Origin of the sequence: Citrobacter sp. CtB7.12 (genome assembly GCF_001297795.1) — a bacterium.
GTDB lineage: Bacteria > Pseudomonadota > Gammaproteobacteria > Enterobacterales > Enterobacteriaceae > Citrobacter_A > Citrobacter_A amalonaticus.
The window spans coordinates 211-12,537 of sequence record NZ_LIFT01000035.1 but is presented as its reverse complement, the minus strand read 5'-3'; the positions used below and the strand labels follow the sequence as shown (position 1 = coordinate 12,537).

8 protein-coding genes and 2 pseudogenes are annotated in these 12,327 nt (G+C 52.6%); 4 read left to right on the top strand and 6 right to left on the bottom strand.

All coding sequences use genetic code 11. The annotated features are described in order from the left end of the window. A pseudogene (locus AOY24_RS22950) lies at positions 1 to 1,104 on the top strand (hypothetical protein); the annotation flags it as partial. Then, entirely contained in the window at positions 1,073 to 1,489 is a 417-nt protein-coding gene (locus AOY24_RS24395; protein WP_054176177.1) for a hypothetical protein, read from the top strand. The pseudogene AOY24_RS22950 and the gene AOY24_RS24395, both read left to right, overlap by 32 nt. A gap of 39 nt (positions 1,490 to 1,528) precedes the next feature. Here AOY24_RS24395 and AOY24_RS25490 read toward each other — a convergent pair. The 5 genes and pseudogenes from AOY24_RS25490 to prpB all read right to left on the bottom strand — a co-directional run. Next, positions 1,529 to 1,642, bottom strand: a pseudogene (locus AOY24_RS25490) (hypothetical protein); the annotation flags it as partial. A gap of 39 nt (positions 1,643 to 1,681) precedes the next feature. Next, on the bottom strand, positions 1,682 to 3,568 hold the full coding sequence (gene prpE / locus AOY24_RS22945) for a propionate--CoA ligase (RefSeq protein ID WP_054176049.1): 1,887 nt from the start codon (positions 3,566 to 3,568) through the stop codon (positions 1,682 to 1,684). Between the two features lie 39 nt (positions 3,569 to 3,607). Beyond that, a complete protein-coding gene (locus AOY24_RS22940) occupies positions 3,608 to 5,059 on the bottom strand; it encodes a bifunctional 2-methylcitrate dehydratase/aconitate hydratase (RefSeq protein ID WP_044327221.1) in 1,452 nt (483 codons plus the stop codon). 40 nt (positions 5,060 to 5,099) lie between these two features. Then, a complete protein-coding gene (prpC, locus tag AOY24_RS22935; protein ID WP_043001662.1) occupies positions 5,100 to 6,269 on the bottom strand; it encodes a 2-methylcitrate synthase in 1,170 nt (389 codons plus the stop codon). Positions 6,270 to 6,348: 79 nt separating this feature from the next. After that, positions 6,349 to 7,227, bottom strand: coding sequence for a methylisocitrate lyase (gene prpB / locus AOY24_RS22930; RefSeq protein ID WP_054176048.1), 879 nt, complete (start codon positions 7,225 to 7,227; stop codon positions 6,349 to 6,351). A 250-nt stretch (positions 7,228 to 7,477) separates the two neighbouring features. Here prpB and prpR point away from each other — a divergent pair, with 250 nt between their 5' ends. After that, a complete protein-coding gene (prpR, locus tag AOY24_RS22925; RefSeq protein WP_054176047.1) occupies positions 7,478 to 9,073 on the top strand; it encodes a propionate catabolism operon regulatory protein PrpR in 1,596 nt (531 codons plus the stop codon). Between the two features lie 78 nt (positions 9,074 to 9,151). Here prpR and yahO read toward each other — a convergent pair whose 3' ends face one another. Further along, a complete protein-coding gene (gene yahO, locus AOY24_RS22920) occupies positions 9,152 to 9,427 on the bottom strand; it encodes a DUF1471 family periplasmic protein YahO (protein WP_043001665.1) in 276 nt (91 codons plus the stop codon). Between the two features lie 879 nt (positions 9,428 to 10,306). Between yahO and AOY24_RS22915 the strand changes: the two genes are divergently transcribed. Continuing rightward, a partial coding sequence (locus tag AOY24_RS22915) for an autotransporter outer membrane beta-barrel domain-containing protein (RefSeq protein WP_235507545.1) occupies positions 10,307 to 12,327 on the top strand: 2,021 nt, incomplete at its 3' end.

The following is a 12,327-nucleotide window of genomic DNA, read 5'->3' as shown; positions in this document are numbered from 1 at the left end:
GTAGTACCAGAATTGACGACACCCAAATCATATGAATATGAGTTAATGGTTAATCCACCATCTGGAGTAAAAGAGTTATATCATCAGTTGAATCCAGAAAAAAAGAAAAAGCCCGGTTCAATCTTAGTTGTTGCTGACCCACTATCCAGGTCATCTGAAAAAATTGCGCAAGTACAAACAGCAAGGGACAAAATTGATAAAGCACTTGAGCCGCTGACTAATGAGGAAGCTAAATTATTGTATGAAAACAGAACCTCGATAGATATTTTCTCATCTAATTTATATAGTGATGCTTTAGGACAAAGCGGAGATATCTTAGGTTACATAAAGGATGCTGGCGGGGGTTATTATGAAGAAATAAATAAAATACTAAACGAAATTCAGGAGCTTTATAAAAAAACATATCGCCAAAATTCCGGTCTCATTTCTGGAGAGGAGTTTTTCGGTCAACGAGAAAGATTATTTAAAAAGTTAGATATTCTTTTGAATCAATTTTCAAAAGAACAATTGGATTTAAAACAATACGAACAAATAAAACAAGCATTGGGTTTATCCACAAAATCCATTATGCATAAGTGGGATCAAACCGGGGTAAAAGATATTGAGGGATATGCAAGCTATATAGAAAAATCCGCAAAACTAATCAAAATAATGAGAACAACAGGCTATGTCGGTATTGGTCTTGATTTTGCGAGTTATACAACTAACGTTTATGAGGCCTGCGCAAAGGGGCGAGAGAGCGAATGTAGAAAAGCAGCGATAACTGAGTATAGTAAATTCGGGGGTAAGCAGGGAGTGGGTATTACTGCGGGAGGTATCGCTGGGCCTGCAGCAAGGAGTGTATGTCTGTGGGCGCTGGGGCTTCTCACATCAGAAGCAGGCGCGGTCGGAGCGGGACTATGCCTGGTGACAGGTATCGGTACGGGAATTGTAGCTGGAAAAATGGCAGAGAAAACAGGTGAAAGATTAGGGGGGCGTTTGGGAGGCGCTATTAATGACGCGATAAATAATAATCCAGATAAATTAACCCATTCACCCGATACGTTTAATGAAGAATCAGGTTTATTAATATATGAAAAACTTTTTGATAGAAAACTTCGATAATATACAGTTGTTATTTAGTGTGGCTTTTTTTTTCAGTTTTGTTGTATTAGTATTTGTTTCATATGTAATTAATAAAGATAGTTATGGAAAAATCGTGGAATTATATGAGGAAAAATTTGGCCATTTACCTATGACAGCGCGTATGGCAAGGGGGGCAAGTTTGATTGGTTCCCCGGCAGCATATCATGCAAAAATTGGTTTTATAATGGGTAGCTTGGTATTTCCATATAATCGTGTTACAAATCATGATATGAGCATAGAAGGATATAGATTTATTCGCAGTTTACCTGGTTATCTGATTACAGGTTTTAGAGTGGAAGCTGCCATTTGGTTCATATTGACTATACTATTATCTGGTTATATTTGCATTGAAACTATAGTGTAAATTGCAAGAAGGGACGTTATCAGAGTCCCTTCTTTAATTTTATTTCAATGCGCCATATATCTGGTCAACAATCCAGCCATATGTGGCCGCAGGTAATAACCCGCTCACAGAAGCATTCGAATTTATTTTAGGACCGGCTACTGGTGAATGTGGCCAGATAAGGCGTTTACGCCGCCCTATCGGGCCATCAGATTACTCCTCCATCGCCTGGCGGATTTGCTGCAGCGCCGCCGGATCGTCAAGCGTGGTGAGATCTCCCGGATCGCGGCCTTCGCAAATGGCCTGGATCGTGCGGCGGAGCATTTTGCCGGATCGGGTTTTCGGCAGTTGCGAAACAAACCAGACGTGGGCAGGACGACCAAAGTTGCCAATCTGGCTGTCCACCAGCGCCATGATCGCTTTCTCTTCCGAATGCGCCACATCGCGGTCTTCCAGACTGTCGCTCTGTTTGGGAATGACAAACGCTACCGCCACCTGCCCCTTCAGCGCATCTTTTACCCCGACCACCGCCACTTCCGCCACGTTCGGATAGCTGGAGATACTCTCCTCAATTTCCCGCGTGCCCAACCGGTGCCCGGCGACGTTAATCACATCATCCGTGCGCCCCAGAATGAAGTAGTAACCGTCGGCGTCACGAATACCCCAGTCAAACGTGGCGTATACCTGACGATTGAACAGCGACCAGTAGGTATTCACAAACCGTTCATCGTCGCCCCAAATGGTCTGAATACAGCCGGGTGGCAGCGGCCCTTCGATCACCACCATCCCCTTCTCGTTGGCGCCGCAGGGTTCGCCGGTCATCTCATTGAGCAACTGCACGTTATAGCCATACATGGGCACGCCGGGACTGCCGAGGCGCGACGGCCGGTCATCCAGTGCCCGGGCCAGCGCCATAATCGGCCAGCCGGATTCGGTCTGCCAGTAATTATCAACAACCGGCACGCCCAGTGTTTCCGTTACCCAGCTTGCGGTCGGTTCGTCCAGCGGCTCGCCTGCCAGATAGAGCACCTCCAGCGAGGAGAGATCGTGATTGCGGATCTGCGCGGTCGGGAATTTTTTCAGCACGCGAATGGCGGTCGGTGCCGAGAACATCCGGTTGACCTGATATTTCTCGACGATCTTCCACCACACGCCGCAGTCCGGATACGTCGGCAGTCCTTCATACACAATGGTTGCCATCCCTGCCAGGAGCGGCGCGTAGACAATATAGGAATGCCCGACAACCCAACCGATATCCGACGCGCAGAAGAACACGCCCCCCGCTTTGCCGCCAAAAATGGTCGCCATTGAGGTCGCCAGCGCCACGGCATAGCCGCCGACATCGCGCTGCACGCCTTTGGGTTTTCCGGTGGTGCCGGAGGTATAAAGAATGCAGGACGTTTCATTGGATTCCAGCCACGTCACCGGCACCGTGGCGCCGAGATGCTGCTGGCGCAACGTCGCAAAGTCGAGATCGCGACCGGCCACACGCGCCATTTTCGCCAGCCCGCGATCCACCAGTAACACCTGTTTCGGCTGATGTTGCGCCTGCTCGATCGCATCATCGAGCAGCTTTTTATAGGGCAACACTTTACCGCCGCGCGCCCCCGCATCGGCGGAGACAATCAGCACCGGCTTCGCGTCATCGATGCGCGCCGCCACGCTGTGCGAAGCAAAACCGCCGAACACTACCGAGTGGATCGCGCCAATCCGTGCGCAGGCCAGCAGCGTGATATGCGCCTCAGCGATCATCGGCATGTATACCAGAACCCGATCGCCGCGCTGCACGCCGAGCGATTGCAGCATTGACGCCACCACGTTCACTTCGTCATAGAGCTGACGGAAGGTAAAGGTGCGCTCCTCTTCGGTCTCGGATGAGACAGCGATCAGCGCCAGCGCATCCGGTTGTTTCTCCAGCCAGCGGTCAATGGCGTTATGACACAGATTGGTGGTACCGCCGCAAAACCAACGGGCAAACGGCGGATGGCTGTGATCCAGCGTGCGGATAAACGGCTGCTGCCAGTCAATCCGCCGGGCCTGTTCGGCCCAGAATGATTCCGGTTGCGTAACAGAACGCTGATAAAATTCGCTAAAAGACATAACGCTCTCCTGTTGAACTTACGCCTGATGAAGCGGGTTCTAGATGACATAAAGGTCCATGTACTCATTGACCGGCATCTGCTCCAGGCGAGTTCTGTCCAGGGAGACCTCCAGGATGCGCTGCTGTTGGCGAGTCGGGAACTGGCGCGCCAGGTTAATTTTGAATTTTTCGATCAGTTTCGGGATCCCGTCGGTACGGCGACGTGCATGGCCAATCGGGAACTCCACGACCACCTCGTCAAACTGTGAACCGTCAGTGAATTCCAGGGTGATCGCATTGGCGATGGCGCGTTTTTCCGGATCGTGATAGTCCGCGGTAAACGCCGGATCTTCAACACAACGGATCTTCTCGCGCAGGGAATCGATTCGCTTGTCCTGTGCCACGCCGTCCTCATAATCCGCCGCCGTTAAGCGTCCGAACAGCAGCGGGATCGCCACCATATACTGAATACAGTGATCGCGATCGGCCGGGTTATTCAGCGGCCCCTGCTTATCAATGATGCGAATGCAGGCTTCGTGGGTGCGAATGGTCACTTTTTCGATATCTGCAGCGCTTTTACCTGCTGCCTGCATTTGCGCATACAGCGTCATTGCCGCTTCAACCGCCGTCTGAGAGTGGAACTCCGCCGGGAACGAAATTTTGAACAGCACGTTTTCCATTACGTAGGAGCCGTATGGACGCTGGAAGCGGAACGACTCGCCTTTGAATGAGACGTCATAAAACCCCCAGGTTTTCGCCGTCAGCGCTGACGGATAACCCATCTCACCGGTTTTCGCCATCAGCGCCAGACGCACCGCGCGCGAGGTTGCATCGCCCGCCGCCCAGGATTTACGCGTGCCGGTATTCGGCGCATGGCGATAGGTGCGCAGCGACTGTCCGTCGACCCACGCCAGCGACACCGCGTTGAGGATCTCATCACGCGTTAGCCCCAGCATTTCAGCCACCACGGCGGTGGAGGCCACTTTGACCAGCAGAACGTGGTCAAGCCCCACGCGGTTAAAGGCGTTTTCCAGCGCGATACAGCCCTGAATTTCGTGGGCCTTAATCATTCCGGTCAGCACGTGTTTCATGGTCAACGGCGCTTTACCCGCCGCGACCGCGTTGCGTGAGAGCCAGTCCGCTGTCGCCAGGATCCCGCCGAGGTTATCGGAAGGGTGGCCCCACTCCGCCGCCAGCCAGGTGTCATTGAAGTCGAGCCAGCGGATCATCGCGCCAATGTTAAACGCGGCCTGTACCGGGTCGAGCTGAAACTGGGTACCCGGCACGCGCACGCCGTTGGGCACCACGGTCCCCGGAACAATCGGCCCCATCAGTTTTTTACAGGCCGGATATTCCAGCGCTTCCAGACCACAGCCCAACGTATCAAGCAGGCAGTAGTGGGCGGTGTCATACGCCACCGTTGACGCTATCTCGTAGTTGACGACGTAATCCACGATATCAACGATTTCACGATCGAATTCCGGGCGAACATTTAAAATTTGAGCGGACATAAGGTACGTTTCCTGTTTTTTTATCTTTAGAGGTAATGAATTACTGACGCTGATCGATCGGCACAAACTCACGATCGTCCGGGCCGGTATAGTTGGCGGAAGGACGAATGATTTTGTTGTCCTGGCGCTGTTCAATAATGTGTGCCGCCCAGCCGGTGACGCGGGCGATGACAAACAGCGGGGTAAACATTTCGGTGGGAACGCCCATCATGTTGTAGGAGACCGCCGAGAACCAGTCGAGGTTAGGGAACATCTTCTTCGTCTCCCACATCACCTCTTCCAGACGATCGGCAATGTTGTACATCTTCAGCGAGCCCCCCTCTTCGGAAAGCTGCTTCGCCACACGTTTGATGACCTGATGACGCGGATCGGCAATGGTATAAACCGGATGACCAAAACCAATCACCACTTCTTTGTTTTCCACGCGCTTACGGATATCGGCTTCGGCTTCGTCCGGCGTTTCGTAGCGCTGCTGAATCTCCAGCGAGACCTCATTCGCCCCGCCGTGTTTCGGACCGCGCAGTGCGCCAATCGCGCCGATAATGGCCGAGTAAACATCCGATCCGGTGCCGGCAATCACGCGGCTGGTAAAGGTGGAGGCGTTGAACTCATGCTCGGCGTACAACACCAACGAAATGTGCATTGCTTTTTCCCAGCTCTGCGTCGGTTTTTCGCCGTGCAACAGGTGCAGAAAATGGCCGCCGATAGAGTCGTCATCGGTTTCTGGCTGAATACGCTCGCCGTTGTGACTGTAGTGATACCAGTAGAGCAGGATGGAACTGAGCGAGGCCAGCAGCTTATCGGCAATATCACGCGCGCCGGAAACGGTGTGCCCCTCTTTTTCCGGCAGCGTACAGCCCAGCGCCGATACGCCGGTGCGCATCACGTCCATCGGATGCGATGCCGCTGGCAGCGCTTCCAGTACGGTACGGACGTTAGCCGGTAACCCGCGCAGCGCTTTGAGTTTACTTTTGTATGCCTGAAGTTCGTCACGGGTCGGGAGTTTGCCGTGAATCAGCAGATGCGCGACTTCTTCAAATTCGCACTGCCGGGCGAGATCGAGAATATCGTAGCCGCGATAGTGCAGATCGTTGCCGCTTTTGCCGACGGTGCACAGCGCGGTATTGCCCGCCGGTACGCCGGACAGCGCGACGGATTTTTTAGGCTTAATAACATGGGTATTATTTTGCAGGATCGTTGTGTCGCTCATGTTGTCCTCATCATTATTGTCATATGTAGGGTACTGAGGGTTTTCGTCCAGGCCTGATAAGGCGTAGCCGCCATCCGGCCTACTTGATATACAACGCGTCGAGCTTCTCTTCGTACTGGTAGTAATTGATGCTTTCATACAGTTCGTTACGGGTCTGCATGATGTCGATAACGCTCTTTTGCGTCCCTTCCAGGCGCAGCACGTTGTAGACCTTTTCAGCAGCCCGGTTCATGGCGCGGAATGCCGAGAGCGGATAGAGCGCCATCGCCACGTTCGCACTGCGCAGTTCGTCGGTCGTGAACAACGGCGTAGCGCCAAATTCGGTGATATTGGCAAGAATCGGCACCTGGACTGCATCGGCAAACTGGCGGTACATCGAAAGCGCCGTGATCGCCTCCGGGAACAGCATGTCGGCGCCCGCTTCGACATAGGCCTGCGCACGATCGATCGCTGCGTCTAACCCTTCCACCGCCAGGGCATCGGTACGCGCCATGATCACAAAGTGGGGATCGGTACGGGCATCAACTGCCGCACGAATGCGATCGACCATCTCCTCTTTCGAAACAATCGCTTTATTCGGACGATGGCCGCAGCGCTTGGCGCCAATCTGATCTTCGATGTGTAGCGCCGCCGCCCCGGCTTTGATCATCGACTTGACGGTGCGCGCAACGTTAAACGCCGACGAACCAAAGCCGATATCAGCATCCACCAGCAGCGGGAGCGGACAGACGTCGGTGATGCGGCGAATGTCGGTCAAGACGTCGTCCAGGGTGGAGATGCCCAGATCCGGCAGTCCCAGCGAACCGGCCGCGACGCCGCCGCCCGAAAGATAAATCGCCTGATACCCGGCGCGCTGGGCCAGCAACGCATGGTTGGCGTTGATGGTGCCGACGATTTGTAAGGGGTTTTCTTTGGTGAGTGCAGCGCGAAATGCCTGACCCGGAGAATCCAGAGACATAGTCCATCCTCGTGTTATCAACTTGTAACTAACCGTTGATTCACATAAAGCAAGGGCTATGCCAAAGGCGCTTTGAAAGAGAGTGTTTTAAATAACCATCGATATAACAATAAGATAAACCACAGCATACCGCGATAAGCGAAAAAAAGCGTGTCAGCTAACGTTTCATGAAACGTCCCGACCGGTTTCATTGCAACAATTATGAAACAAGACTACACCCATTACTCTGTCCTTTTATTTTGGGTTGGCTATGGCGACGACAACGCTTCCCCCGCGGGTGAATGATGACAAACCGGTTATCTGGACGGTCTCGGTAACGCGACTGTTCGATCTGTTTCGCGACATCAGCCTGGAGTTTGATCATCTGGCGACCATCACCCCCATCCAGCTCGGTTTTGAAAAAGCGGTCACCTATATCCGTAAGAAGCTGACCACCGAACGCTGTGATGCGATCATCGCCGCCGGATCGAACGGCGCGTATCTGAAAAGTCGCCTGTCGATACCAGTTATCCTGATCAAACCCAGCGGGTTTGACGTTCTGCAGGCGCTGGCAAAGGCCGGAAAACTGACCGCCTCCATTGGCGTGGTGACCTACCAGGAAACGCTCCCCGCGCTGATGGCTTTTCAAAAAACCTTCAACCTGCAACTGGAACAACGCAGCTATATCACCGAAGAAGACGCGCGCGGGCAGATTAACGAGTTGAAAGCAAACGGCATTGACGCGGTGGTTGGCGCGGGACTGATCACCGATCTGGCGGAAGAGGCAGGCATGACCGGTATCTTTATCTATTCTGCCGCCACGGTGCGTCAGGCCTTTAGTGATGCGCTGGACATGACCCGCCTGACCCAGCGTCGCCACGGTCATTATGCCTCCGATCAGGCGCTGCGCACCCGCTATGGGCTGGGAGATATTCGTGGCGAGTCCGCACAGATGGAACAGGTGCGCCATACCATTATGCTGTATGCCCGTTCACCCGCCTCTGTCCTGATTCAGGGGGAAACCGGCACCGGGAAAGAACTGGCAGCCCAGGCCATTCACCGCGAGTTTTGTACGCGTCCTGGCACGCGCGGCGACAAAACGGCGCATCCGTTCGTCGCGGTGAATTGCGGGGCGATCGCCGAATCGTTGCTGGAAGCGGAGCTGTTTGGCTACGAGGAAGGCGCCTTCACCGGATCGCGACGCGGTGGTCGTGCCGGGCTGTTTGAAATCGCCCACGGCGGAACGCTGTTTCTCGATGAAATCGGCGAAATGCCGTTGCCGCTGCAAACCCGACTGCTGCGCGTGCTGGAAGAAAAAGAGGTCACCCGGGTGGGTGGACATCACCCCATTCCGGTAACAGTGCGGGTGATTAGCGCCACCCACTGCAATCTGGAAGACGAGATGAAACACGGGCAGTTTCGTCGCGATCTGTTTTATCGCCTGAGTATTTTACGTCTGTCGTTACCGGCTCTACGGGAGCGCCCCGCCGATATCCTGCCGCTGGCGGAAGGTTTTTTAAAACAATCGCTGGCCGCGCTCTCCGTACCGTTTACCGAGTCGGTGCGCGCCGGACTGGCGCAGAGTGCCGGTGCGCTGTTGCACTATCAGTGGCCGGGAAATATTCGCGAATTGCGCAATATGATGGAACGGCTGGCACTGTTTTTAAGCGTTGAACCGATGCCACAACTGAATGAACATTTATTACAGCAGATACTGCCGGAACTGGCGGAGAACGAATCGCCGTCATACCCTTCGCCTTCCGCTACGCCACAGCAGGTGCTGGCGCAGTTTAACGGCGATAAGCGCGCCGCCGCGCGTTATCTGGGGGTCAGCAGAACCACATTCTGGCGACGGCTGAAGGAATGAACGGCCGGATGGCGACACACAGCGTCTTACCCGGCCTACACATTTCACCAGGCCAGCGCCATCCGGCACGCTTACGAATTACTTTTTCTTGTAGATATTGGCAGTGCCATGAATTTTGTTGTCGGTTTGACCGGAAGTCAGCACGACCACATCAGCCCCTTTCTCATCCGCTTTTTTGAGCAGATCTTCTTTCGCATCCTGAGTGGACGTTTCATTGCTGGTATTGATGTTGCCAATCAGGGTGTACTGCGACTCCACTTTCTCAAACTCAGCTTTTGTTAACAGCTCCGCTGCAAACGCATTTGTCGCCACAAAAGCCAACGCACCAATCAAGAGTTTATATCCAGTTTTCATAGAGAAGCTCCAGGTTATGTTATGACGCTATCATCACCGCTGAATCCATGCCGCTGTTCAGGGATGATTAATAACTAGTTCAGCTTCCAGAAAAAATCCAGAGCCCTTTCAGTGATAGGTTGCTTTTGTGATTTCGGCCTGCTCAGTCCTTTTTTGCATACTACGGTAAAGTTAAGTCACTTTCTGCATACAAATAAAATAATGACCGACAACCCTGTCTTTTAATAAATCTCTCATTATTGCGTAAATATGCATAACCCTGTTCGAAACAACTCCACTTAAGATTATTATCAAAACCCTTACAGACTTATTGGTAATAATCTTAACATCGATAAAAGACATTCAGATTAATACCAATGTAAAAATTGATACTCATCAAAACAATGATAATTAGTCAGCCTAAAATTCTTAAAAAACATTATTACTGTCCGTAATTAAACATAGTGAAGCGATATTCACACTAATGTTAATCCTTCGCATCTATTCAGTCTTCCTTATCAAAAACCTCATCTATCCTGTTGTTTTTCGCCTTATATTTGCATTATTCCTGGAAGGATAGCCAAAAACAATAAACATTTGTAATCAAATAATTAGCCATCACTTAAATATCTTCACTCTGTTAATGACGGTTAATAGACTCAGCCTATCAATATCGAATGCAAGCCTGCGGCAAAACGATTACGCTATATCGCCCGCGGCAAATAATATTAAAAATCATCAGAATTTTATTTGCATGAGCAACCCGACAAATAGCCGTGTATTCAGCACTGGCTTTTCTGGCTTATGCCTGGATGTAATATTTAAATCTTAAGGAAGAGTCAATATATGAAAATAAATGCACAGTGTTTCCCTGAAACTCTATTAGCCATTGCAATTTCCATGGCTTTAACGTCCACTGCTGTAGCCAATAATAATATTTCCCCACCAACAGGTGTGGGGGATACTGTCATTATTAATAATGGACAAAATATTACGCTTTCCGCCACGGAAAATACCGACCCCGCATGGAATAACTTCCGCAGTCTTTGGGTGGGTGATAACTCCGACGGCTCACTGCTGATCGATGGTCGGGCTATCACCACCGCCGCCGGTATGATCGGTAATGGCGCAAACGGCAGCGTGACGCTGACGAATGGTGCGACCTGGACACTGGGCAATTTGAATCTGGTACTCGGGACCCATGATGGTTCAGGTACGCTGCGGGTGAATAACGGCAGTAAAATCAGCGGTATTGATGAATTGCGCATTGGAGAATATGCCGCAAACGCGCAGGGAACGGTTACTATCGATGGCGCAAATTCGTCCGTCTCTTCCGTCTGGAGCGTGGTCGGCGATCAGGGGCGCGGCAACCTGATGATTACCCGCGGCGGAACCCTCTCCTTAAGCGAACACATGAACATTGGCTACGTCGGCAATACGAGTAACACCAGTCGTAATGGCTACGGTGTCGCCCTCGTGGACGGTGAAAACTCGCTGCTGGATGTGACGGAAGGTATTTACCTCGGGGGGTTTGCAACAACGCCCAATGACGCCACCGGGATCCTCACCGTCAGCAACGGTGCAACGGTCCGCTCGGGTAACTTAATCTGGCTGGCAGTGGGAGAAGGCAGTACCGGCATCCTGAATATTGGCGGCGCAAAGGGCGAAGCACAACAGGCTGCGGGAACACTGAACCTGCCGTGGATCTACCTTGGCAACACCAGCGGTATGAGCACGGCAGAGCTCAACTTTAATCACAACAGCGACGACTTCATACTCTCGGCCAAAATCACCGGTGTGGGTGAAGTGAACCATGTCGGCTCGGGGACAACCACGCTGACAGGCGCTAACACCTATCAGGGCCCTACCCACGTCGCGAATGGTACATTGCGCGCCGGGGCAGAAAATACCCTGAGTGCAAGATCCGATTACCGCGTGGACAGCAGCGCACAGCTGGATCTTAACGGCTATTCACAGACGCTGAATTCGCTGGAACTGGCAGGCACAGCGATACTCTCTTCCCCGTCGCAAGTGCAAGCAACCTTTAGCCCAACCCAGTTGACAATTAACGGTGATTACACCGGAAACAACGGCTTGCTGGCCTTGCGCACTGTGCTGGGTGATGACCTGTCGCCAACGGATAAGCTGATTGTGAAAGGTGATACCTACGGCACCACGCGCGTCAGCGTCAGTAACGCGGGCGGTAACGGAGCCGCGACGATTGAAGGTATCCGTATTATCGACGTTGAAGGGACTTCAAACGGTACCTTTGTGAAAGAAGGCCGTATTGTCGCAGGCGCATATGACTACGACCTTGTGAAACGAGACAACCAGAACTGGTCGTTGACCAGCCAGGCCTTGCCAGAATCGGTTCCACCTACTGAGCCGAAAGAACCCGTAATTCCAGAGTCTCCGACACCTGAAGGTCCGCACCAGTATCGCCCGGAAACCGGCAGCTATCTGGCGAACACCCTTGCCGCCAACACGCTGTTCACCACCCGGCTTCACGATCGTCTGGGTGAAACCCAGTACACCGACGCGTTAACTGGCGAGCAGAAAGTCACCAGCCTGTGGATGCGCCACATCGGCGGACATCACCGCTTCAAAGATGGTTCCGGGCAGATCAGCACCCAGAGCAACCGCTACGTGATGCAACTGGGCGGGGATATCGCGCAATGGAGCACCGACGGCCTCGATCGCTGGCATCTGGGTCTGATGGCCGGTTACGCCAACAGTAAGAGCCGCAGCCACTCCAGCCTGACCGGATACTCATCCCGTGGGGAAATCAGCGGCTACAGCGCCGGTCTGTACGGCACCTGGTATGCCAACGACGCCGATAAAACCGGTGCGTATGTCGATGGCTGGCTGCTCTACAACTGGTTTGACAACACCGTGTCCGGACAGGGTCTGGCGTCTGAAAA